Origin of the sequence: Sphingopyxis lindanitolerans, assembly GCF_002993885.1 — a bacterium.
In the GTDB taxonomy this organism is placed as follows: Bacteria; Pseudomonadota; Alphaproteobacteria; order Sphingomonadales; family Sphingomonadaceae; genus Sphingopyxis; species Sphingopyxis lindanitolerans.
On sequence record NZ_CM009578.1, the window covers coordinates 2324888 to 2348182 of the forward strand.

Annotated in this window: 22 protein-coding genes; 11 read left to right on the plus strand and 11 right to left on the minus strand. The window is 67.5% G+C overall.

Annotated features, from left to right (window positions below; translation table 11 throughout):
- Window positions 1-42 precede the first annotated feature (42 nt).
- A complete protein-coding gene (locus CVO77_RS11240; RefSeq protein ID WP_105999133.1) occupies window positions 43-972 on the minus strand; it encodes a glutaminase in 930 nt (309 codons plus the stop codon).
- A 100-nt stretch (window positions 973-1072) separates the two neighbouring features.
- Here CVO77_RS11240 and CVO77_RS11245 point away from each other — a divergent pair, with 100 nt between their 5' ends.
- The 4 genes from CVO77_RS11245 (at window position 1073) to CVO77_RS11260 (ending at window position 3103) form a co-directional block, all read left to right on the plus strand.
- Entirely contained in the window at window positions 1073-1543 is a 471-nt protein-coding gene (locus CVO77_RS11245; RefSeq protein WP_105999134.1) for a VOC family protein, read from the plus strand.
- A complete protein-coding gene (locus tag CVO77_RS11250) occupies window positions 1540-1869 on the plus strand; it encodes an ArsR/SmtB family transcription factor (RefSeq protein WP_105999135.1) in 330 nt (109 codons plus the stop codon). Before CVO77_RS11245 ends, CVO77_RS11250 begins: the two co-directional genes overlap by 4 nt.
- Window positions 1866-2351 (plus strand): SRPBCC domain-containing protein, encoded by a 486-nt coding sequence (locus CVO77_RS11255; RefSeq protein ID WP_105999136.1) that lies wholly within the window; start codon window positions 1866-1868, stop codon window positions 2349-2351. The genes CVO77_RS11250 and CVO77_RS11255 overlap by 4 nt, the downstream gene beginning before the upstream one ends.
- Window positions 2352-2485: 134 nt before the next feature.
- Entirely contained in the window at window positions 2486-3103 is a 618-nt protein-coding gene (locus CVO77_RS11260) for a sulfotransferase family 2 domain-containing protein (protein ID WP_105999137.1), read from the plus strand.
- Between the two features lie 27 nt (window positions 3104-3130).
- On the opposite strand, the gene CVO77_RS11265 is transcribed toward CVO77_RS11260, so the two are convergent.
- Genes CVO77_RS11265 through CVO77_RS21285 form a run of 4 tightly spaced genes read right to left on the minus strand, consistent with a single transcriptional unit; the run spans window position 3131 to window position 7662 of the window.
- A complete protein-coding gene (locus tag CVO77_RS11265) occupies window positions 3131-3952 on the minus strand; it encodes a TauD/TfdA dioxygenase family protein (RefSeq protein ID WP_105999138.1) in 822 nt (273 codons plus the stop codon).
- Complete coding sequence (locus CVO77_RS11270) at window positions 3952-4794, minus strand: phytanoyl-CoA dioxygenase family protein (protein ID WP_105999139.1); 843 nt, start codon at window positions 4792-4794, stop codon at window positions 3952-3954. Before CVO77_RS11270 ends, CVO77_RS11265 begins: the two co-directional genes overlap by 1 nt.
- Entirely contained in the window at window positions 4791-7418 is a 2628-nt protein-coding gene (locus CVO77_RS11275; RefSeq protein WP_158258038.1) for a class III lanthionine synthetase LanKC N-terminal domain-containing protein, read from the minus strand. The genes CVO77_RS11270 and CVO77_RS11275 overlap by 4 nt, the downstream gene beginning before the upstream one ends.
- A gap of 19 nt (window positions 7419-7437) precedes the next feature.
- A complete protein-coding gene (locus CVO77_RS21285) occupies window positions 7438-7662 on the minus strand; it encodes a hypothetical protein (protein WP_158258039.1) in 225 nt (74 codons plus the stop codon).
- Window positions 7663-7733: 71 nt separating this feature from the next.
- On the opposite strand from CVO77_RS21285, the gene CVO77_RS11280 reads away from it, so the two are divergent.
- The 5 genes from CVO77_RS11280 to CVO77_RS11300 all read left to right on the plus strand — a co-directional run bounded on the left by CVO77_RS11280 (window position 7734) and on the right by CVO77_RS11300 (window position 15258).
- Entirely contained in the window at window positions 7734-8930 is a 1197-nt protein-coding gene (locus CVO77_RS11280) for a cytochrome P450 (RefSeq protein ID WP_158258040.1), read from the plus strand.
- A gap of 116 nt (window positions 8931-9046) precedes the next feature.
- Entirely contained in the window at window positions 9047-11452 is a 2406-nt protein-coding gene (locus tag CVO77_RS11285; RefSeq protein ID WP_105999142.1) for a ligase-associated DNA damage response DEXH box helicase, read from the plus strand.
- 78 nt (window positions 11453-11530) lie between these two features.
- Window positions 11531-12607: a retroviral-like aspartic protease family protein gene (locus tag CVO77_RS11290; protein WP_106000788.1), complete on the plus strand. Its 1077-nt coding sequence runs from the start codon at window positions 11531-11533 to the stop codon at window positions 12605-12607.
- Window positions 12608-12647: 40 nt separating this feature from the next.
- Window positions 12648-13370: a ligase-associated DNA damage response endonuclease PdeM gene (gene pdeM / locus CVO77_RS11295; RefSeq protein WP_105999143.1), complete on the plus strand. Its 723-nt coding sequence runs from the start codon at window positions 12648-12650 to the stop codon at window positions 13368-13370.
- A gap of 88 nt (window positions 13371-13458) precedes the next feature.
- Window positions 13459-15258 (plus strand): cation:proton antiporter, encoded by a 1800-nt coding sequence (locus CVO77_RS11300; RefSeq protein ID WP_192878819.1) that lies wholly within the window; start codon window positions 13459-13461, stop codon window positions 15256-15258.
- Here CVO77_RS11300 and holA read toward each other — a convergent pair whose 3' ends face one another.
- The 4 genes from holA to CVO77_RS11320 form a co-directional block, all read right to left on the minus strand.
- Entirely contained in the window at window positions 15259-16290 is a 1032-nt protein-coding gene (gene holA, locus CVO77_RS11305; RefSeq protein WP_105999144.1) for a DNA polymerase III subunit delta, read from the minus strand.
- Entirely contained in the window at window positions 16287-16841 is a 555-nt protein-coding gene (gene lptE / locus CVO77_RS11310; protein ID WP_105999145.1) for an LPS assembly lipoprotein LptE, read from the minus strand. The genes holA and lptE overlap by 4 nt, the downstream gene beginning before the upstream one ends.
- A gap of 175 nt (window positions 16842-17016) precedes the next feature.
- A complete protein-coding gene (gene leuS / locus CVO77_RS11315) occupies window positions 17017-19566 on the minus strand; it encodes a leucine--tRNA ligase (protein ID WP_105999146.1) in 2550 nt (849 codons plus the stop codon).
- A 130-nt stretch (window positions 19567-19696) separates the two neighbouring features.
- Entirely contained in the window at window positions 19697-20158 is a 462-nt protein-coding gene (locus CVO77_RS11320) for a DUF3576 domain-containing protein (RefSeq protein ID WP_105999147.1), read from the minus strand.
- Window positions 20159-20434: 276 nt separating this feature from the next.
- Between CVO77_RS11320 and CVO77_RS11325 the strand changes: the two genes are divergently transcribed.
- Window positions 20435-21151 carry a hypothetical protein gene (locus tag CVO77_RS11325; protein WP_105999148.1) on the plus strand — a complete coding sequence of 239 codons (717 nt, stop codon included), beginning with the start codon at window positions 20435-20437 and terminating at the stop codon, window positions 21149-21151.
- A gap of 130 nt (window positions 21152-21281) precedes the next feature.
- Here the strand turns inward: CVO77_RS11325 and CVO77_RS11330 are convergent, their stop codons facing one another.
- Window positions 21282-21902, minus strand: a complete 621-nt coding sequence (locus CVO77_RS11330) for a thiamine phosphate synthase (protein ID WP_105999149.1) — start codon at window positions 21900-21902, stop codon at window positions 21282-21284.
- A gap of 58 nt (window positions 21903-21960) precedes the next feature.
- Here CVO77_RS11330 and CVO77_RS11335 point away from each other — a divergent pair, with 58 nt between their 5' ends.
- Window positions 21961-22623 carry a YggS family pyridoxal phosphate-dependent enzyme gene (locus tag CVO77_RS11335; protein ID WP_105999150.1) on the plus strand — a complete coding sequence of 221 codons (663 nt, stop codon included), beginning with the start codon at window positions 21961-21963 and terminating at the stop codon, window positions 22621-22623.
- Window positions 22624-22757: 134 nt separating this feature from the next.
- Here the strand turns inward: CVO77_RS11335 and CVO77_RS11340 are convergent, their stop codons facing one another.
- Window positions 22758-23273, minus strand: coding sequence for a DUF4402 domain-containing protein (locus CVO77_RS11340; protein WP_242445906.1), 516 nt, complete (start codon window positions 23271-23273; stop codon window positions 22758-22760).
- Between the last annotated feature and the right edge of the window lie 22 nt (window positions 23274-23295).

The window sequence follows — 23295 nt, forward strand, 5'->3', positions numbered from 1 at the left end:
CCATGATCCTGCCTTCAGAAGGCTCGGAACCGCGCGCGCGGCTCAATCGAACACCGACCAGCCCGCCGCATAGGCAAAATGTTCGAGCGCGACCGCGCCGACGAGCGACGTCCCCGCTTCGGTCAGCCCCGGCGACCAGACCGCGATCGATCCCTGCCCCGGCGCGATGCACAGGATACCGCCGCCGACGCCGCTCTTGCCGGGCAGGCCGACGCGAAAGGCGAATTCGCCGCTATTGTCGTAATGGCCGCAGAGCATCATGATCGCGTTGATACGCCGCGCGCGGTGCGGCTTGATGAGCTGCTCGCCGGTGATCGGGTCGCGGCCTTCCATCGCCAGGAACAGCCCGGCCCTTGCCAGTTGGCGGCAGCTCATCGCGATCGCGCACTGGCGGAAATAGACGCCCAGCGCCTCCTCGACCGGATGGTGGAGGTTGCCGAAACCCTTCATGAAATAGCCGAGGCTGCGGTTGCGGGCGCCGGTCTCCGATTCGGAGGCCGCGACCTCGGCGTCGATCGCGATGCTGTCATCGCCGGCGCGGGCGCGCAGAAAATCCAGGATTTCGGCCACCGTCGCCTCATCACCCCGCCCGTCGATCAGCCGGTCGGTGGTCGCGATCGCCCCCGCATTGATCAGCGGGTTGCGCGGAATGCCATTCTCGCTTTCGAGCTGGACGATCGAGTTGAACGCGCTGCCCGACGGTTCGCGCCCGACGCTGGTCCACAGCGAACTGCCAAGGCGGCGGAGTGCGAGGGCGAGCGTGAAGACCTTCGACACCGACTGGATCGAGAAGGGAATATCGACGTCGCCCGCGGTGTGGACCGTGCCGTCGGGAAGCGCGAGCGCGAAGCCGAAGCGGTTCGGATCGACCGTCGCCAGCGCGGGGATATAGTCGGCGACCTTGCCCTTGCCGCGATGCGGCAGGGCGACTTCATAGGCTTCGGCGACGCAGCGGGCGAGATCGGCTATCATGCCCTTTTCCTAGCAACTTTACGCACGATTGCATGTATTTTCATTTTTCCAGAAATATTCTATATATGTGAAATAAATTCACCGACTCGGGAGACGAGATATGGCCGATCATCGCGCGAAGGGGCTTTCGAGCGCCATCTGCTATCGCGACAGCAAGGCGGCGTTCCGCTGGCTTGAGGACGCTTTCGGGTTCGAACCGCTGTTCGTGCTGCTCGATGCGGACGGGAATCTCGCCCACAGCGAAATGGAATATGGGCCATCGACGATCATGGTCGGCAATGAATGGTCGGACGATCACCGCAGCCCCGCGAACCTGGGCGGCAAGAATACGCAGACGGTGCATGTCCAGCTTGGCCGGGGCGAGGATATCGACGCGCATTGCGCGAAAGCGCGCGCCGCGGGCGCCCGGATCATCGCCGAACCCGAAACGCAATTCTATGGCGACCGCACCTACCGCGCCAAAGACCCCGAAGGGCATATCTGGACCTTCGGCGTCACCGTCGCGGACAAGAGCGCCGCCGAATGGGATGCCGAGGGCGGCTTTACCACCCAGGCGCGGCTCGACGATTGAGCGCCGCGCTCGACCGGATGCTGACGGCCATCGCCGACCCGAAGCGGCGCCGCGCGATCGCATTGCTCGGCGAGCGGCCGCGCAGCGCGGGCGCGCTGGCGGTCGCGCTCGGCCTCGCGCCGCCGGCGATGAGCCGCCACCTGCGCGCGCTCAAGGCGGGCGGGCTCGTCGAGGACGGTCACCCGGCCTTCGACGCGCGCGTGCGCATCTATCGACTGAAGGACGGCGCGACCGACGAACTGAAACGCTGGCTCGCCGAGACCGAGGTGCTGTGGACGCACCAGCTCGCGGCGTTCAAGCGCCATGTGGAAAGCAACGGAGAATGAGCGGCGCGGCGGTGATCGTCGCGCTGCGCGTCGCCGTGTCGCCCGGCGCTGCCTTTGCCGCCTTTACCGAGGGGATCGGCCGCTGGTGGCAAAGCCATCCGCTCTTCCCGCTGTCGCCCAAGGGCGACGGCGCGCTGCGCTTCGACCCCGCGGGGCCGGGCGGGCGGCTCGTCACGCGCTTCGCCGACGGCGCGGAATGGGAGATCGGCGCGGTGCATTGCTGGCTGCCCGGCGAGCGCCTTGCCTTCGGTTGGCGGCTGCCGAGCTTCACCGCAGACCAGGCGACCGAGGTCGAGGTGCGGTTCGAGGCGGTGGGCGCCGAGACGCGCGTCACCGTCGAGCATCGCGGCTGGGACGCCATCCCGCAGCAACATGCCGCGCGCCACGGGTTCGAGCTGATGCTGTTCCAGCGTCGGCTCGGCGAGCATTGGCGGGGGGTGCTGAAGAGGCTGGAGGGGGAAACGGACCAGACCCGCCGATAGCCTCGCCAGGGCTTCGCACCGGCCGGGCGCGCCTTAAGCACCGCGATTTTAAGCAATTTTCGATCGAGATTTATCTTGAAAATCCCGCCCTTTTACTGAATGCCCATGCCCTCCCTCAGCTTCGACGGAACAAAATGATCTGCCATCGCTGGAAGACGCTATTTGTTCATATCCCGAAAACCGGGGGGCAGAGCATCGAGCAAGTTTTTCTCGACAGGATGGAACTCAGTTGGGCGACGCGCGGCCCTCTGCTGTTGACCACCAACCATGATCCCGAGGCTGGCCCTCCCTTTCTCGCGCACCTGACGGCCCAGGAATATCTGTCCAAAGGCCATTTGGCGCCGATCGATTTTGACGATTATTTCCGGTTCACGGTGGTGCGAAACCCCTGGGACCGCGCGGTGTCCGAATATAAATATCGCTATGCGCGCGAGATGGGATTCCGCGAGTTCATACGGACGGCCTATCCCGCCCCGCCGGGCAGCAACGAGGAGCGGCACCTGATGCCGCAATGGGCGTTCGTGCACGATACGGACGGGCGAAGCCTGGTCGATCGCGTGATCCGGTTCGAACATATCGCATCGGACTTCGCCGAGGTCTCCAGCCGGATTTTCGGTGAGTCCATCGCGCTGCCGCAGGTCAACATCTCACCCGACCGCCGCGATTACCGCGAATTCTACGACGCCGACACGCGCGAGACGATCGCCAGCCGCTACCATCGCGATATCGCGTGGCTTGGCTATGAATTCTGACGCGCCGGTCGGCATCCGGAGGAGGGGTCAGGCAAGCGCCACCGCGCCGCGCATGTCGCGCCTCAGGCGCTGGTCATCATAAGGAAGCACGCGATGCATGGTCCAGCGATTGTCCCATGCGACCAGATCGCCCGCGGCCCAGCGGTGCCGGAACAGCAAATCGGCGCGCGTCGCGAAATCGGCCAGCTGCCCGAACAGGGCGAGACTCTCGTCGCTCTCCCAGCCCGCGACCCTTTCCATATAGGGCGGACTCAATCGCAGCGACCTGCGCCCGTCCGCGAGACGCTGGACCAAAGGGTGGCGCGCGCGGGGAAGACCGGCCCGCTCGTCGGCCGACAAGGGCGGGACGTCCTCGTTGAGGATCATATGTTCAAAGCTGAACTCGACCGACAATGTCTCGATCCGCCGCTGCAAATCCGGTGGCAGCGCGCGAAACGCGGCGGCGAGATCGGCGAACTCGGTATCTCCGCATCCGGCCTCGAAACATTCGGCCCGAAGCAGGACCGCGCCGATGTCGCGTTCGCGATAAACGCCGTCGCTGTGCCAGAGCCAGTTGAGCCGCAAAAGGCGCGCTTTGTCGCTGCCCGGCCCGAAGAATGCGCCATCTTCACCGAAATTGGCCGATCGAAAAATCGGCTTCCCGCCGAAAGTCTGAATCTCTCCGAAAGTCCGGGCCAGCGCGGCGTGCATGTCGTCGTCGGCCGCCAGGCCCGGGAAGATCAAAACACCAAATCTGCCGAGCGCGCTGCCCAGCCGTTCACCGGCGCCCTTCTCCAGCAGGCAGGCCGGATCATCGGTCTGGATCCAGGCGCCGAACCCTTGCCGCCGCGGAACGATCTCGAACGCCATCAGACTATCTTGGCAAAGGCGGGGTGGCGAAAGGGGAAGCCTTCGGGCTTGCCGGCCAGGATGCGGATCGGGTCGCCGCACGCCTCGTCCGCCGCCAGCCGATCGACCTCGGCAATGCCCTGATCGGGGCGGGGACAGCAGGTGACATCGTCGCCGAAAACCCGCAACGATATCGTGCGGCGGCGCTGGCCGGCGGCGGTCGGCGCGCCGCCATGCAGCATCGCCGGGTGGAACAGGAGGATGTCGCCCGGCTCCACCGCCCACCGAACGATCGGGAAATCGTTCCGGTTTGCCTCGATCTCGGGCAAGGACGGCCAGATGCCGTCCGCGAACATGGCGGCGCGCTCGTCGCTGGCGCTGAAGGTGGTCGGATTATAGAGCGGCCCTTGATGCGACCCGCGAACGAATTCGAGCGAAGCGGCTTCCGCAACGGGATCGAGGCTGATCCACGCCGTCGCCATATGATGACCCGCCATCGGGACATAGGGCAGATCCTGATGCCACGGCGTGCGCCGCGTCGCGCGCCCCTCCTTGCGCCAGACCTGCTCATAGAGCAGCCACAGATTCCGGGTCCCGAGCACGGCGGCGATCAGCGGGGCCAGGCCCGTCTCCATGGCGAAATCGCGATAGTGGGGAAGGGCCTCGGGGTTGGCGTGATCCTGAAAGAACGAGCCTTCGGCGCCCGCCAGCACATCGCCGGCATAGGGGCCGGGATTGGCGATGCTCCAGTCGAAAAGGCGCTGCGCGGCGCCGACTTGCGCGCGGGAAAAGGCAGCGGGAATGCGGACCACGCCGTGCGCCGCGAAGGCCGCTCGCCAATCTTGCAGATCATCTCCCGTCATCGGCGCCTTCCTCTGCCCAACCGGTCCGCGGTTTCCCGAAGAAGCCCGCCATCGAGAATCGTCCGTCTTTCGCCTTCCACCGCGAGCGAAAGCGCCGCTGCGGGCCCCATGAATCCGACCCAAAGATCGGGGGTCACGATCGACGGATCGTCGGATATCCAGATGTCCTGCCCGTTGTCCCGATGCCGCATGACGTCCAGACTGGCGGCGATGCGGCCGACCTTGCGCGCGGCAAGCGCTTCATGGCGTTCGATTGCCGAGACCATTTGCCAAAGCTCCAGCTGCCCGGCGAGGCCGTGACAATATGTCGGCGTGGCGATCGCGGGAAGCGCGGCCAGCGACGCGACGGCCCAGTCCAGTTCCTCCGCCAGTTCGGCGCGCGCGCCGGGGCCCGCAAGCAGCGACCACAAGAAGCCCGCGGTTCCATGGCACCAATTGCCCGGCGTGTGCGACCGGTCGCTGCCCAGGCGCATGCGCATTCCCTGGCCCGTCGGCGTATCCATCGCGCGCCGCGCCAGCGCCTTCAGGGTCGCCACCGAAAGGGCATCGGCGTCCCGGTCGCCCGTCCGCCGCGCCCAATAGCCGAGCGCGGCGGCAATACCCGCGCTCCCATGCGCGCACCCGAGAAAGTCGGGGCCGCCCCCGGCGCGCCAGACGGTCAAGCCCTCGACCATGTCCTTGCGGCTTTCGAGCTTTGCTATCGCGATCCTGCCGAATTCGAGCGGCCAGTCGTCCTCGACAAGCTCGGATATCGATGCCGCGGCGAACAGCGTGCCCGCGCTGCCCGAGAAGAGGTCGAACTCGCGCTCGTCGTCGGCGGCGGCGGCAAGGCGGGCCTGCGAAGCGGCCATATATTCGTCGGCGCCGAGCGCGCGTCCCGCCGCGGCCAAGGCCAGGGCTACCCCGGCATTACCCGTGAAGAGGCCGGCTGCCTGGCCTTCTGCGGGCCTCGAGGCCAGCCACCGCGCGGCGCCCGCGATATCGTCCCGGCAATCGACGCCGCTCGCGCGGCTCGCTGCCAGCAGGCCGATCAGGATGCCGGCGGCGCCGATGTTGATCGCCTCGCATTCGAAATGGCGCTGGAAATGGGTATTGCGCCAATGGAGCGCCCCTTTGTCCTCCACCCGAAAATCCGCCGTGGCCCGAACCGCCGCCTCGATGGCTTGATGAGCGCGCGGAACATCCAGCAAAGTATCGTCCGGCGGCTGCCGCTTTGCGCCTGACGACAGCGCGCCTTTGTTCAGGGCCGTAAGAAGGAAGACGCTGGCCTCGGCCGATGGCCGCGCCATCGGATCGTCCGCCGTCATTCGTTCCACGACATCAGCGGCCTCCCCCGCCCCTTCGCGGCGGAGAAGGTCGGCGAGGAGCCCCCGCCGGGGTGCGAGCAGGCCGGGAGGAAAGCCGGTCACGGCGTGAAAAAGGCTGACGCCGAGCGCATGAATATCCTGTGCCGGGTGCGCAGGCGCGCCGCTCGCCACCTCGGGCGGCATATAGGCGTCGGTGCCGCGCCCCGAAACGGGCGAGCCGATCCGCTCGGCCAGTTCGAAATCGATAAGGGCGACCTTCGCGTCGCGCGCGATCGCATTTTCCAGCTTCACGTCGCCGTGAACCCAGCCGCGGCGATGCACTGCCGCCAGCGCCGCCGCCAGCGACGGCATCAATCGGACACGGGCTTCCTGCGGCAATTCCGAAAGGAGGCTGCCTTCGACATCCTCCATCGCGAGGCTCGGTATGTCGCCGCCGCACCAGGCGATGGCGCGCGGTGCGCACCCCTTGTCGCCGCCGATTGCATCGAGGACGCGAAATTCGCGCTCGATCCGCGCTTCGGCGGTGCCGTCGTCGGGGTAGCGCGTCTCGCCCGCCGCGCGCTGGCGAACGACCAGCGTATCCCCGCTGTCGCGCGCGGCGGCGAACAGCAGCCGACTATGCGCCGTCCGCTTGATTTCGCCGAGAAGGACCAATGGCAGATCGCCGATGGCCGCACATTCCCCGGCGACGTCGTTCCAGACTTCGGGCGCGAAGCCGGGAACGGGCGGTTCGATCCCGCCCGGCGGCTTGCCCCCCATGATCCGTTCGTCCGCGACCAGGCTGTCGTCGGGCAATCGCACGGCCGCGTGGATGATCCCGCGGCTGTCGACGATCCGGTGCCGCGAATCGAACGCGCCAAAGCGAAAGGCCACGGCCGAGCCGGGCCGAACATGCAGGCTCGTGCGGATCGCGGGCGCCGCGCTCTTCGGCCACACGCGATCCAGCGCGTGGATCGCCCGGCGCGCGAGCGTGTCGTCGGCCGGATAGAGGGTCGCGATCTTCCCGACCTGCTCGGCTCCGCCTTCGCCGGCGTTGATCGCGGCGATCGCATCGAGCGAGGCCGGAAGCTTGAAGGCTATGCGAAGGTCCGCCAGCAGCGGCGCCAGCGTGCGGGCAAAGACAGCCGCCTCGCCGACCGCGACGGCGACATGCACCTTCCAGCCCTGCGCGACATCGGGCGCATCCAACGGCGCGTGGAACTGCCAACGACAGCTTCCATCCCGCCATTGGCGCACGGCCCAGTCGCCGCCGAGCTGGTCGCGTAAAAAGGAAAGCGCTTCTTCATAATCATGAAGAAGCGCCGTCCGCCCCGACAACATCGGAGTCTAGCGAAGTTTAGTGGCGGGTTGCCTGGCAGGTATGCCAGGGACAGCGGTGCCCGGCGTGAAGATCATTATCCTCGTCCGACGCGGCAAGAGCGGACACGGCCTTCAAATCGATATCGCCGCCTGAAAGCATCCGTTCCTTCACGATCTCGAATTCGCGTCGCATCATGTTCAGATTGGTTTGCATTTCAAATTCCTCCAACAAGGTTTGCGACCCGAAATCGGAAGATTTCAATTGGAGAATGTCAACTTAAGTTACAGGATGTCAACCCCGATATCGTTTCGCGCCCTCGCGGAGGAGGAATTTTGCCAGACATATTGGCGCCGCTGCCGTTCATGGACGCGGGCTTCAAAAGCCGCAGCATCGACGCGGTCCGCCACCTTGCCGCCGCGCAGGGGCCGCTCTTCAAATTCGCGCTTCCGTTCGGCGGAGAGGCCTGGCTGGTGGCGAACCATGGGCTTTCGAGCGGCCTCCTGGCCGATCCCCGGCTTTCCAAAATATCGCCGCTGCGCGATGCGGCCGAGGCGGGGCCGCATCGGCTCTACCGTCATCTGCTGGTGACCGACCCGCCCGACCATATGCGGCTTCGCCGTCAGATCCGTCACGCCCTGGCTGACTGGACGAGCGCCAGGATCGAGACGCTGGCGCGCGCGATCATCGCTCGCCGTCTCGCGACCTTCGACCGCGACGAGGCGAGCTTCGATCTGGTGGCGCGCATCGCCATGCCCGCGGCGCTCGAAATCGCCTGCACGATCGTCGGCATTCCGCCCCGCGACATGGAAAAGATACACGTCTGGAACGACATGCTGACGCGATCGGATCTCGACGGCGAAGACCGGGCGAGCGAGATTGCGGAAGAGATTGAACGCTATCTGGCGGCGCTCGCCGAAACGGATGCCATAGGGTCAGGCAACGGCGCGATCGCGACGCTTGGCCGCGCCGCGTCGGCGGGCGACCTCGACAATGGCGAAGCCATGGCGCTTGCCTATCTCCTTCTCTCGGCGGGCTACGAAACCACCGGGCACCTGCTGTCTTCGGCGGTCTGGTTGCTCGTCGGCGATCGGAAAATCTGGCAGACGATCGCGCAGGATGATGCGGTCGCCGCCCGCGCCGTCGAGGAATGTTTGCGGTTCAATCCGTCGCTCGAACTCGCCACGCCGAGATATGCACGCGAGGATCTCGACATAGCGGGCACCGCGGTTCGCAAGGGCGACCTCCTGTTTATCGCCCTTGGCGCCGCGAACCGCGACCCGGCGGTCTTTGCGGCCGGCTCGGCTTTCGATTGCGCGCGGTCCGGACCCGTTCACCATCTTTCGTTCGGGCGCGGCCCGCATGTCTGCCCGGGCGCAGGCATCGCCCGCGTCGCGTCGCGCACCATCTTGCAGGAACTGGCGCGCCATTTTCCGAAACTGGGCCTGCCGGCCGGTCATGAACCCCAATGGGTTCCGGGCCTCGTGATGCGCGGTCTCCGCTCGCTCCCCGTCGTCATCGACGGCGAATAGGAAGCGCTTCCGGCCGGGCGCGCCTTTAGGTTCAGGACTGGCGGAGAGTTGCGGGCTCGTGCGTTCAGGCGGCAGAAGGGGTTGCTCCCCGCCCGCCGCACCGCCACATCTGCGCCATGCCGCTTCCCGCCCCCTTCACCGACTGGTTCGCCGCGCGCGGGTGGCGGCTTCGGCGGCACCAGGCCGACATGCTCGCGGCGGGGATCGGCGGCGAGCATGCGCTGCTCGTCGCCGCGACCGGCGCCGGCAAGACGCTGTCGGGGTTCCTGCCGACGCTCGTCGATCTGGCGGCCCATCCCTCGGACCGGCTGCACACGCTCTACGTCTCGCCGCTGAAGGCGCTCGCCGCCGACGTCGAGCGCAACCTCCTCGGCCCGATCGCTGAGATGGAGCTTGCCATCAGCGTCGAAAGCCGCAGCGGTGACACCAGTTCAGACAAGAAGGCGCGCCAGCGCAGCCGACCGCCCAACATTCTGCTGACCACCCCCGAATCGCTGTCGCTGCTGCTTTCCTACCCCGACAGTTTCACGATGTTCGCCGATTTGAAGACCATCGTGATCGACGAAATCCACGCCTTCGCACCGGGCAAGCGCGGCGATTTGCTCAGTCTCGCGATGGCGCGGCTCCAGACGATTGCACCGGGGCTGCGCCGCGTCGGGCTTTCCGCCACGATCGCCGACCCCGACGCCTACCGCGCGTGGCTCGCTCCCGATGCCGATGCGGACAGCGTGACTCTCGTCGAGGGCGAACCCGGCGCCGAGCCCGATATCCAGATCTTGCTGCCCGAGGGTGCGGTGCCATGGGCGGGACATTCGGGGCGCTACGCCGTGCATCAGGTGATGGGCGAGATTGCGAAAAATCGCACGACGATCATCTTCTGCAACACGCGCGGGCTGGCCGAGCTGATCTTTCAGGAACTGTGGAAGGTCAACGACCTGTCGCTGCCGATCGCGATCCACCACGGCAGCCTCGACCGCGAAGCGCGCCAGCGCGCCGAAACCGCCATGGCGGAAGGGCGGCTGCGCGCGCTCGTCGCGACCGCCAGCCTCGACCTCGGGCTCGACTGGGGCGATGTCGACTGCGTGATCCAGATGGGAGCGCCCAAGGGAAGCTCGCGGCTGCTTCAGCGCATCGGCCGCGCGAACCACCGGCTCGACGAGCCGAGTCGCGCGCTGATCGTGCCGGGCAACCGCTTCGAATATCTCGAAGCGCGCGCCGCGCTCGATGCCGTCGCGGCGGGCGAACGCGACGCCGACCGCTTCCGCCCCGGCGCGCTCGACGTGCTCGCGCAGCATGTGATGGCGCTCGCCTGCGCCGCGCCGTTCGACGAAGCCGACCTGCTCGCCGAGATCCGCATCGCGGCGCCCTATCGCTGGATCGACGCCGCGATCTTCGCGCGCCTGCTCGGCTTCGTGCGCGACGGCGGCTATGCGCTCAAAAGCTACGACCGCTTCCGCCGTCTCGCCCCCGACGGGCCGGGGCGCTGGCGGATCGCGCACCCGCGGCTCGCGGCGCAGCACCGGCTCAACGCCGGGATCATCGTCGAGGCGCCGATGGCCGATGTGCGTTTCAAAAATGGTCGGCGGCTCGGCAAGGTCGAGGAATATTTCGCGAGCACGCTGACCCCCGGCGACACCTTCGCCTTTGCCGGACTCAGCCTCGAGGTCGAATCGATCCGCGACACCGACGTCATCGTCCGTGCGACGACGCGCCCGGCGCGCATCCCGAGCTATATGGGCGCGCGCCTGGCGATCTCGACCCGGCTCGCCGACCGGGTGCGCGGCTTTCTGGCTGATCCGGCAAGCTGGCGGCGCTTTCCCGAGGATGTCCGCTTCTGGCTGGAGATGCAGGCGCTCCGCTCGGTGCTGCCGCGCCCCGGCGAACTGCTCGTCGAGACTTTTCCGCACGAAGGCCATCACTACATGGTCTGCTATCCCTTCGAGGGATGGAACGCGCATCAGTCGCTCGGCATGCTGATCACCAAAAGGATGGAGCGCGTGGGGCTCCAGCCGCTCGGCTTCGTCGCGTCCGACTATGCGATCGCAATCTGGTCGCTTCGCGAAGTGACGAACCCCGAGGCGCTGTTCGACGCGGAGATATTGTCCGACGAATTCGTCGAGTGGGTCGAGCAATCGCACCTGCTGAAGCGCGCCTTTCGCGAAGTCGCGGTGATCGGCGGGCTGATCGAGCGCCAGCATCCGGGGAAGCGCAAGACCGGCAAGCAGGTGACCTTCTCGACCGACCTGATCTTCGACGTGCTGCGCAAATATGAGCCCGACCATCTCCTGATCGAGGCCGCATGGGCCGACGCCCGCGAGCGGCTGACCGATGTCGCGCGGCTTGGCGACCTGCTCGACCGCGCGGCGGGGACGATGGTGCACCGGCGGCTCGACCGGATCAGCCCGCTCGCAATTCCGGTGCTCGTCCTGATCGGGCGCGAGAATGTCGCCGCCGCCGACCTCGACGATGCGCTGCTCGGCGACCTTGCCGACGCGCTGGCCGAGGCGGCGATGCGGGCCTGACCGGCGGCCCGCTCCGCGCGGCTTGCCGGGCCGCGCGATGCGGCGTAGACTGGCATCCTCTATATGAGGATGCCGGCCATGATCGAAGCCACCAAGTCATCCGTTGCCGCGGTGCTGCTGATCGCCGCCCCGCTGCTGGTCGGCGCGGCGCAGAAACCCGCCGACCCGCCACCCACCCCACCCCCCGCTTCATCGCAGGCGCCCGTGACATCCGCCGCGGTGCCCGCCCCGGCCCCGGCCGACGCTGCGCTCGCTCCGCCGGTCCTCGTCACGCCCTTCATCCAGCCGTTCGACCTCGACGCGTCGCGGCGCATGGCGGTAAAGGTCATGGTCGGCGGCGAGGGGCCGTTTTCCTTTCTGGTCGATACCGGCGCCGAACGCACCGTCATCGCGCGCGAGCTTGCCGAGCGGCTGGGGCTCGTCGAAGGCGCGAAGCTGCGGATGGCGACGATCGGCGGATCGGCGGTGGTGCCCAGCTATCGCGTCGCGGCGGTGGAGATGGCGAATCTGCGCCTCACCGGGATCGACGCCCCCGCGCTTTTTGGCCGCCACCTCGGCGCGGCGGGGCTGATCGGGGTCGATATGCTCGAGGAGCGGCGCGTGTTGATCGATTTCCGCAAGGAAAGCATGGAGATTCTCGAAACCCGCAAGCGCGCGCGCCCGATCATCCGCGACGATGATGCGATCGTCGTCACCGCGCGCAATTCGGCGGGGCGACTGATCCTGTCCGACGCGCGGATCGACGGCAAGCGCATCGACGTCATCGTCGACACCGGCGCCCAGACAAGCGTCGGCAACCCCATGCTGCAAAAGCTGGTCGCCAGTCGCCGCGCCAATCGGCTGCCGTTCATGGCGTCGACCCTCGATTCGGTGACCGGCGAAACCGTGCCGGCGCTGCGGACCGCTATCAAGCGGATCACGCTCAACGGCCTCGACGTGAATAATCTGCCGATCAGCTTTGCCGACAGCCAGGCGTTCCGTGCGCTGGGGCTTCAGAACCGGCCGGCGCTGCTGCTCGGCATGGACGGCCTCGCGCTGTTCGACCGGGTCGAGATCGATTTTCCGAACCGTCGCGTCGTCTTCGACCTGCCGAGCGGTGCGAGCCGCGAGACCGGGCAACGCTTTGCCGCGAACATGGCGACGCGCGGCGGATAGCCGCCTTGCCGCCGGACGCGGCGCTTGCCATAGCGGCGCCATGTCCGGCGCGGCGACCTTTGACTTTGCGGGCGAGCGCTTCGTCATGCTCGCCGACCGCGCGCTGTTCTGGCCGGCGCACGGCGCGCTGATCGTCGCCGACCTCCACCTCGAAAAGGGGAGCTGGTACGCGGCGCACGGCCAGCCGCTGCCCCCCTATGACAGTCACGACACGCTCGACCGGCTGGCGCGCCTCGCCGCCGACACCGGCGCCCGTGCGATCTGGTGCCTCGGCGACAGTTTCCACGACCGCGCGGCCGCCGCGCGCATCGTCCCCGCCGTCGCCGCGCGGCTGGCGCGGCAGGCGGCGGCGGCAAAGCTGGTGTGGATCGCGGGCAACCACGACGGGCTGACCGCGGGCGCGTGGGGCGGCGAGGTTGCCGACGAATGGGTGGCGGATGGCATCGTCTTTCGCCACCAAGGCCTCGCGGGCGAGACGCGGCCCGAAATCTCGGGGCATTTCCACCCCAAGCTGCGCCTCAGCCTGCGCGGGCGCGGCGTGTCGCGACCCTGCTTCGCGGGCGATGCGACGCGGCTGATCCTGCCCGCCTTCGGCAGCTTCACCGGCGGGCTTGATGTCGAAGATAGCGCGATCGCGGCGAATTTTTCCGGCCCCTATCGCGCGATGCTCGTCGCGCGCGATCGCCTTCTGTCGCTGCCCTGCGGCCAGGCGGCGGAAAAGGACGCCGCGGCGAGCGAGCCGGCCGCCGCGACCCGGCGCTGATCGGCCAATTCGGATCGCCCCGAATCCCGACCCTGGCGGCGGTTTCTTTTTCTGGACGCTTTTCGCTTTTTTCGCATAGGCTTGCATCATGTTCGCGATCGACTCCCTGCTCGTCAAGATCGCCCTGATCGGGGTCATCGGTATCGGCGCCCAATGGGTCGCCTGGCGCACGAACAAGCCCGCGATCGCGCTGATGCTGGTCGCGGGGATCGTCGCGGGGCCGATCCTGGGCCTGATCGATCCCGCGCGCGACTTCGGCGCGCTGCGCGAACCGATCATCAAGCTCGCGGTCGCGGTGATCCTGTTCGAGGGCGGGCTGACGCTGAAGTTTCGCGATCTGCGCCATGCCGGCGCGGCGGTGTTCATGCTCGTGTTCATCGGCGTGCCGATCGGCTGGGCGCTGGGCACCGCCGCGGCTTATTATGGCGCCGGACTGTCGCTCGAGCTTGCGGCGCTGTTCGGCGGTATCATGGTGGTGACCGGCCCGACGGTGATCGTGCCGATGCTGCGCACGCTGAACATCACGCCGCGCGTCAAGCATATGCTGAAATGGGAAGCGATCGTGAACGATCCGATCGGCGCGCTGCTCGGGGTCGGCATCTATGCCTATATCACCCACGGCGGCGCGCAGGCGAACAGCACCGCGATCATCACCGACGTCGTCGCGGCAAGCGTGCTCGCGGTGCTGATCGGCGGCGGCACCGCCTTCGCGCTGACGGCCGCCTTCGTCCGCGGCTGGGTGCCCGAATATCTGAAGGCGCCGGTGCTGCTGACGACGGTGATCGCGGTTTTCGTCCTGTCCGATCTGGTGATGCACGAAACCGGGCTGATCACCGTCACCGCGATGGGCGTGGTGATGGCGAACCGCGAAACCGATTCGAGCCATATGCTGATGCGGTTCAAGGAGGATCTGACCGTTGTCCTCGTCTCGGGCGTGTTCATCATCCTGTCGGCGACGCTCGACTGGACCGTGGTGACCAATTTCCAGATACGTTTCCTGCTGTTCCTGATCCTGCTGCTGTTCGTCGTCCGGCCGGTAACGATCATGATCGCGCTGCTCTTTACCCGCATTCCCTTCAAGGAGCGCCTGTTCGTGGCGTGGATCGCGCCGCGCGGCATCGTCGCCGCGGCGGTGACCGGCCTGTTCGCGCTGCGCCTGTCGGACTATGGCGTGCCGGGCGCCGAGGCGCTGGTGCCATTGTCCTTCGCGGTCGTCATCGCGACCATTTTCGCGCACGGTTTCACCGCCCAGCCCTTTGCCCGCTGGCTCGGGCTCGACCGCGGCAAGGGCAATGGCGTGCTGCTGGTCGGCGCGAACAGCTGGACGATCGCTTTCGCCGAATTCATCAAGGCACAGGGAAGCGAGGTGCTGATCGCCGACGAGAGCAAGTTCGCCCTTCGCCGCGCGCGCCGCGCCGACTTGCCGGTCTATCAGGGCGACATATTGGACGAGACGCACAACGAGGATCTCGACATGGGCCGCTATCAGCAACTGATCGCGGCGACCGACAACGACAGCTATAATGCGCTGGTGTGCAGTGAACTGGCGCCCGAGGTCGGCCACGACCGGGTGAGCCGGATGCTGGTGACCGCGCAGACCGGCACCGGGCGGCGCGGGCGCGTGCTGACGCTTGGCGGAACCCCGATCGAGGAGCAGCTCGACCGGCTGCAGGCCGGATGGAGTTTCGGGCGCACCCGGATCACCGAGAAATTCTCCTACGCCGATTTCGTGGCGCGGATAAAGGCGTCGGGCGGCGACAGCCTGGCGATCGCGCGCGCCAATGGCGAGCTCGCGGTCTTTTCGATGCAGCACCGCCCGCCGGTCGAACCCGGCGACACGATCTGGACCTTCGTCCCGCCCGATCCGGTTGTGGTGCCGGCCGCTTGATCAGCGCGCCCGCGCCGCCTGGTGCGCGATGTCGGTCATCAGCTTGCGGAACAGCACCGCGCCCGCGGTGCCCGAGGTTTTGAGCGCGCGCTCGCAGTCGAGCAACCGCGTCATCAGCCGTGCGACGCGCACCGAATCCCAGATGTGGAGCTGTGCGGTCACCGCGCCCTGCTCTTTCCAGAAGACGCCGCTGCTTCGCGCCGAAACCACCGTCGCGGGGTGCGCGCCGCCATCGACCTCGTCGCGCAGCCGCGCAAGCTGCATCGCGCGGATAGCGAGCGCGCGGATGATGCGAATCTCGGCGACGCCGACCGCCGCCGCCTTGGCCAGCATCTCGGGCATCTCGCGCACCTTGCCGCCGAGTGCGACATTGATGCACGCGCTGACATCCTCTTCGTGGGTCGCGGCGCCGAGCGCGGCGATGTCGGCGACGGTCACCTGCCGCTGGCGATCGGGCGCGGCGTCGAGATAGAGTGCGATCTTCTCGATCTCGCGGCGCATCAGGGCCTGGTCGCCCGAGACGAGATCGACGAGCAGTTGCGCCTCGGCATTGGCGAGCCGGAGGCCTTCCTCCCCGGCCGCCGTCATCGCGATGCCGACGAGCGCGCGCCGGTCGGGCTGGTAACAGATCGCGGCGACGGCGTGGCTCGATCCTTCGACAAGCTTGACGAGTTTCGATTTCGCGGTGATCGACGCGCCGGTCGCGATCACCGGGTTGATCGCGGTTTCGGCCGCGAGCAACGCCTCGACGGCGGCGAGGCTGTCGTCGCCGCTGCCCGAAATTTCGAGCCGGATCACCCGGCTCGGCGAAAAGAGCGACATCGACGCCGCCTCGGCCGCCAGCAGCGACGGATCCTGCGACAGTTGCAATCCGGTGAGGTCGAGGCGTTCGGTGTCCTTGCCGGCGAGGCCGATCAAATGACCCGCGACCGCCGCCATCGTCGCTTCGTCGGGGCCGGTAAGCAGGATGAAGCGAAGGGCCGGGTCGAGGCGCGTCTGGCGTTCGAGGTCGGCGGGCTTGACGCTTTTCATTGCCCGGCGGGGGGCGGGGCGGGCGCCGGGGCGTCGGCCGACTGGCCGCCGCCGCGGTTGGCGATCACCGCGAGGTGCGCGTCGATCTGGTCGGCGACCCCCGAGGCGAGCCGTTCGAGCGAGGTCGATTCGGCGGCGATCGTCGCATATTCGCTGCCGACGACGTCGATCCCGGCGTCCTGCGCCGCGGTCGCGTCGAGCAATACCTCGCCGCTCGCGGCATCGACGAGTTGATAGCGCGCGCGAAGCGTCCGCCGCTCGCGCGTCACCGCATCGTCGGCGCGGACGCCAAAGCCGGTGATCATATCCTCGAGCCGGACGTCGAGCCGCAGTCTTTTGCCCGCGCCATGCCCGGCCTGCGTCGCCTGCAACCGGTCGCGCAGCGCGTTGCGGACGAGGAAACCGCTATGCCCCTCGATCGGCGCGACATCGACGTCGGCGAGCACCTGCGCCACCGCTCCCTTGCTGCCGTTCGCATAGAGCGGCCTGAGGCCGCAGCCGCCGAGCATCAGCGAGGCGGCGACGAGCGAGGAGGTCAGGAGAGCGCGCATGCTTGAATATGTGACCTAGATATCCGTTCGTGTCGAGCCGTTCGACTGCCTTGGCAGGCGCTCATGATAAACTTCGGCCAAGGGCCGAATTCGACACACCCAGAGCGCGCGCACGACCGACGGGCATCTCGACTTCGCTCAATGCGAACGGGAAGGGGGAAGGCGTTCCAAGCCATCAGGGAACGATATTCACCAAACGGTCGGGGACCACAATCACCTTCTTCGGCGCCACCCCGCCGAGCAGCTCGGCGATGCGCGGGCGCGCGAGCGCCGCGGCCTCGGCCGCCCCCCTGTCGAGTCCCTTGGGCATCGTCATCGTATCGCGCAGCTTGCCAGCAACCTGGATCGCGATCGTCACCTCATCCTCGACGAGCAGCGCCGGATCGGCGGCGGGCCATGCGGCATCGGCGACGAGGTCGGTCGTGCGCTGGCTGGCGGGCAGCGCCGCCCAGGCTTCTTCGGCCAGGTGCGGGAGCATCGGCGCGACGAGCAGGATCAAGGCGCGGCACGCCTCGGCGCGAGTCGCCGAGGGGGGCGCCTTTTCGATCTCGTTGGCGAGCGCGTGGATTTTGGCCACTGCCTTGTTGAAACCGAGCGCCTCGATATCGGCCGCGATCCCGGCCATCGCCTGGTGCAGCTTGCGCGCGAGGCCCTTGTCTTCGCCGCCGTCGCCGATGCTTTCGGTCTCACCGAAAATCCGCCACAGCCGCTGGACGAAACGCCATGCGCCCTCGATCCCCGCCTCGCTCCACGGCAGGTCGCGTTCGGGCGGACTGTCGGACAGCATGAACCAGCGCGCGGCGTCGGCGCCATACTGATCGAGGATGGCGTCGGGATCGACGACATTCTTCTTCGACTTCGACATTTTGATCACGCGGCCGACGGTGACCGGCGCGCCATCGGCGTCGAGCGTAGCGCCGTCGGCCGAACGGCTGATCTCGTCGGGGGTGAAGAAAAGCGGCGGCAGGCCTTCGCCTTGGGCGCGGCTATAGGTTTCGTGCGTCACCATGCCTTGCGTGAACAGGCTGGCGAAGGGTTCGGCGATATCGATCATCCCCAGATGCTTGAGCGCGCGCGTCCAGAAGCGCGCGTAGAGCAGGTGGAGGATCGCATGCTCGATGCCGCCGATATATTGATCGACGGGCAGCCAGCGGCGGATCACTTCAGGATCGAACGGCTTGTCCGACGGCGAGCTTGCGAAACGCAGGAAATACCAGGACGAATCGACGAAGGTGTCGAGCGTGTCGGTCTCGCGCACCGCCTCGCCGCCGCACGACGGGCACGCGACATGCTTCCACGTCGGGTGGCGAACCAGCGGATTGCCGGGGACCGAGAAATCGACATCTTCGGGCAGCACGACGGGAAGCTGGCTCTTGGGGACCGGCACCGTGCCGCACGCGGCGCAGTGAATGAAGGGGATCGGCGTGCCCCAGTAACGCTGGCGCGACACGCCCCAGTCGCGCAGGCGCCAAACCGTGGTGCCCTTGCCCCAGCCCTCATGCTCGGCGCGCGCGATCACCGCGGCCTTCGCCGCGTCGATCGTCATCCCGTCGAGGAAATGGCTGTTCACGAGGCGGCCGGGGCCGACATAGGCCTCGTCGCTGTGGAAGACCTGCTCGGTCTCCTCGCCGTCGGCGATCACCCGGTGGACGGGCAGTTCATATTTGCGCGCGAAATCGAGGTCGCGCTGGTCGTGCGCGGGACAGCCGAAGATCGCGCCGGTGCCATAATCCATCAGCACATAATTCACGACCCAGACCGGCATATGCCAGTCGGGATCGAGCGGATGCTCGACCGAAAGGCCGGTGTCGAAGCCCAGCTTCTCGCCGGTTTCGATCTGTTCGGCCGACGTGCCCTGGCGGCGGCATTCGGCGATGAAGGCGGTCAGCTCGGGCGAATCCTTCGCCAGCCGCTCGGCGAGCGGATGGTCGGGCGCAATCGCCGCGAAGCTCGCGCCGAAAAGCGTGTCGGGGCGCGTCGTGAAGACGTCGAACCCGGGTGCGCCGCCCGCCAGCTTGAAGCTGAACTCCAGCCCCTGCGACTTGCCGATCCAGTTTTCCTGCATCAACCGCACCTTGTCGGGCCAATGGTCGAGCTTGCCGAGCCCTTCGAGCAAATCGTCGGCAAAGGCGGTGATCTTGAGGAACCACTGCGACAATTTCTTCTTTTCGACCAGCGCGCCCGAACGCCAGCCGCGGCCGTCGATCACCTGCTCGTTGGCGAGCACGGTCATATCGACCGGATCCCAGTTGACGTAGCTTTCCTTGCGCGTGACGAGTCCGGCGGCGAACAGGTCGAGGAATAGCGCCTGTTCCTGGCCATAATAATCGGGCTCGCAGGTCGCGAGCTCGCGGCTCCAGTCGATCGCGAGGCCCAGGCGCTTCAACTGCGCGCGCATCGCGGCGATATTGGCGCGGGTCCAGCCGCCGGGGTGGACGCCCTTTTCCATCGCGGCGTTTTCCGCCGGCATGCCGAACGCATCCCAGCCCATCGGGTGGAGGACATCGTGTCCGGTCATCCGCTTGAAGCGCGCGAGCACGTCGCCCATCGCATAGTTGCGGACGTGTCCCATGTGGATGCGCCCCGACGGATAGGGGAACATCTCGAGGATATAGGCTTTCGGCTTGTCGTCGCTCTCGTTCGTGGCAAAGCTGTTCGCGGCGTCCCAGGCCGCCTGCCAGCGGGCATCGGCGGCGAGGGCGCCAAAGCGCGGTTCGCGGGTCATGTGTTCGGTTACCCCGTTATTCTGCAATCAAATCATCTGCCAAAACTGCGCGCCCCCGCGAAGGGGGCCATCACCTGCCGCTTAAATCCGAAACAACCGGAGAGGCCCCCGCCTTTGCGGGGTTTTGGAATCAACCCTCGATCGCGCCGCGACGCAGGTCGCGGGCGCGGGTGAGGATGATTTCCTCGAGCTTCTGCACCGTGGCCGCCTGCACCGGCGCGTCGGCCCAGGTGCCGCCCTGCGACACCTGGCGCGAGGCGGCGACGCGAAGGGCGTCGGCGCGCAGGTCGCGGTCGAGAATCGAGACGGTGACCTTCATCCGCTCGCCCGGATTCGCGGGGTTCGCGTACCAGTCGGTGATGATCACCCCACCCGACGAATCGGCCTGGAGCAGCGGCATGAACGACAAGGCGTCGAGCGAGGCGCGCCAGAGATAGGCGTTCACGCCGATCGTCGTCACCTGCGACGCCGCGAGATCGGCCTTCGGCCGTTCCTTGCCGCCACAGGCCGAGAGGCCGAGCGCCGCGAGCCCGAGCAGCGCGAGCGCGGCCGAACGGCGACCGGGCGAAGCAAGAACGGAAAGCTTGGACATGCCGAAACACCTTATACTGGGCGCCGCCGGGCGAAAAACCGGCTGCACTGCTGCAAATTTGTCAGCGTCTCTATCGCCCTTGCCGCCGTCCGGCAAGCGCGGCCATCGCGTCTTTTCGGCCATTCACCTCCGGCTCAGTTTGGGGCCGCACTGTGGTGTTCGCGCAACAAGTTCGGCGAAAAGCCGGAGCGGCGCGATAATTCGTTCGGGAATCACTGGAATTATCCCCGCCAGAGGCCTATCTGACGAGTCGATTGGGGATGGAGTCGCAGGATTATGGCGCGGAAGCCGCGACATTTCTGGAAGGTTGGGCTGTTCGCCGCTGCGGCGATTTCGGTTGCGCTTCCGCCTGCGCTCGCCGCGATGACCCGCGCCGACCGCATCCGCGACACCCATTTGTCCGAAAGCCTGCTCGGCCAGTTCACCCCCGCTTCGGGCGATCAGCGCCTGATCGCGCGCTATAACAAGATGTCGGCCGAAACGCGGCGGAGCTTCAGCTTCACGCCCGCGGTCACCGACCGGACCCGCCAGAATCGCGCCATCACCGTCGTGATCCGCACCCGCGACGACGCGTCGAGCGCCGCGCGCACGACTGGTCTGGCCGCTGGTCGCGCCAATATGCCGATCGCGATCACGCCGATCGCCTATAATCTCGGCGCATCGGTCGGCTTCCAGAAATTCGTCACCCCGGCGCTGCCGCGCGGAGTCGACCTGCGCAACCTGCCGGTCGCGAAGGCGCCCGAACAGGCCGAGCGGAAGTCGCGCTTCGCGGCCCGCGTGACGAGCCAGCCGAGCGATCCGGCCGGCGCGACCGACCGCATCACCGCGCCCGGTGACGACCAGAATGTCGATGTCGTCAGCAGCTATCGCCTGACCAAGAATCTCGATGTCACGGCGGGCGTCCGCTATCGCACCGACGATCGCGTCCAGCCGCTGACCGATTCGCGCCGCGACAGCCAGGCGGTCTATGTCGGGACGGCCTTCCGCTTCTAGCCTGCGTTGATATTTGGGCCGCTGCGGTCTGAAACGTCACTTTTTTCGAGCTTCCGGTGTTCACGCACATGAGTGCGCAGTACTCCGAGTCTCTAAAAAGCAGCGTTTTCGGTTCACCCCGAACCCAGTCTCAACGCGGCCTTGAACGCCGCTTCGTGGCCTTTTCATCCCAGCTATCGATCGCCGCCCAACCGGCATCATGCGCCCCCGCGCGGCGCAGCGCCCGCGCCCGCGCCGGGGTCATACCGCCGAGCGCCACGGCCTTTGTGCCAGCGAGCCGCGCGAGCCGCAGCCACGCCGCGCGCCCCAGCGCTGGCGCACCGGGGTGCGAGCGCGTCGGATGGAGCAGTGAGACGAAGGCGGCGTCGGCGCGTGCGCGCCGCGCGGCGCGCGCTTCGCGCGTGTCGTGGACCGGCAGGGTGGCGATCAGGCCAAGCCGATGCGCCTGCGCGGCGCGGCGCGCGAGCGGCTGGCGGAGGTGGACACCATCGGCGCCCCAGCGTTTCGCGAGCGCGGGCGTCCCGGCGAGCAACAGCCGCAGCTTGCGCGCCCGCGCGATTCGCGCCAGCCGCCGAAACAGCCGCCAGCGCGCGCCGGGCGCCAGCCCGTCGTGGCGCACGACGATGCCGCTCCCCGGCGGCAGGATCGCGGCGAGTTCGGCCATGTCCGCCGCGAGCCGCTCGTCGCTGAACAGCCAGGCGTCAGGCAATTTGGGGGCAAGCTTGCGGGCAAGAGGGTGGCGCCGGACCATCGCCCTTCCTATAGGCGCGTCGCGAGCGCGCGCAACGCGCGCCCTTCGAGGACGAGCTATGGACGACGCGGCGAATCGGTTGGCCGAAGTGAAGACGGTGATCGCGGAGGCGGCGAAGCGCGCGCAGCGAAAGCCCGCGGATATCTGCCTGATCGCGGTGTCGAAGACGCACGACGCCGACGCCATCCGCCCGTTGATCGCCGCGGGCCAGCGCCATTTCGGCGAGAATCGCGTCCAGGAAGCCGCGGCGAAATGGCCCGCACTGCGCGCCGCGACGGCGGACGTCACGCTCCACCTGATCGGCCAACTCCAGTCGAACAAGGCCGAGGAAGCGATCGGCCTGTTCGATGCGATTCATTCGGTCGACCGCTCGTCGCTGGTGCAGGCGCTCGCGAAAGCCTGCGAAAAGACCGGCAGGCGGCCGCAGTTCTTCGTCCAGGTCAATATCGGCGACGAGGAGCAGAAGGGCGGCTGTGCGGTGCGCGACCTGCCCGCGCTGCTTGCCGAAGCGGCCGCGGCGGGCCTCAAGATCGAAGGCCTGATGGCGATCCCGCCCGCCGACGTCGAGCCCGCACCCTATTTCGCACTGCTCGACGAACTCGCCGAACGCCACGGCCTGCCGCTGCGCTCGATGGGGATGAGCAGCGATTATGAAACCGCGGTGATGCTCGGCGCGACGCATGTGCGCGTCGGGACGGCGCTGTTCGGCACGCGAGGGTAGGGTTCGGGACCAGAGGGGAGGCGCGGCGGCTTTCGACCGGAAGCCACCCTATCCTTCATCGTCACCCTGAAACAAGTTCAGCATGGCGACATTAAAAGGCCGCTCCCCATCCCCCCAAACCATCCTTCGCCGCCCTATTGATATTCGACCGTCACCGGAATCCGCCCGCGATAGTCGCCGTCGCTCGCGCCCGCGACCTGCAACCGGCCGCCGAAGCGGAAGATGAGGCGGCCGTCGGGGCCGAGTCGCGGCGCGGCGCCGAGGTCGGTGGCAAGGCCGGTGACGCGCGCGGTCCGGCCGCTGCCGTTTTCGAGATCGACCGCGGTGGGCAGGAAGATGCGCACTTGGGCGCCGGGTTCGCCGCGCACGGTGACGGTGCCGGTCACCGCGAAGCCGCCCAGGTCGCGGACGTCGCCGCTAAGGCGGCGGGCGCCGGTGACGGGGTCGAGATCGACTTCGCCGCCGCTCGCGCCCGCCGCGACGCGGCCCATGTCGAGTTGGGTTTCGATGTCGATGCGAAGCGGCGTTTCGGCCTTGCGGTTCGCCGCGACCGACCCGCTGTCCCCCTTGCCGCACAGCATACATTGCGCCGACGCCGCCGAAGGAAGGGCGAGCCACAGGAAAAGCACGGATAAAAGGCGCGGTTTCACGCGGATCGGCATAGACGCTTCA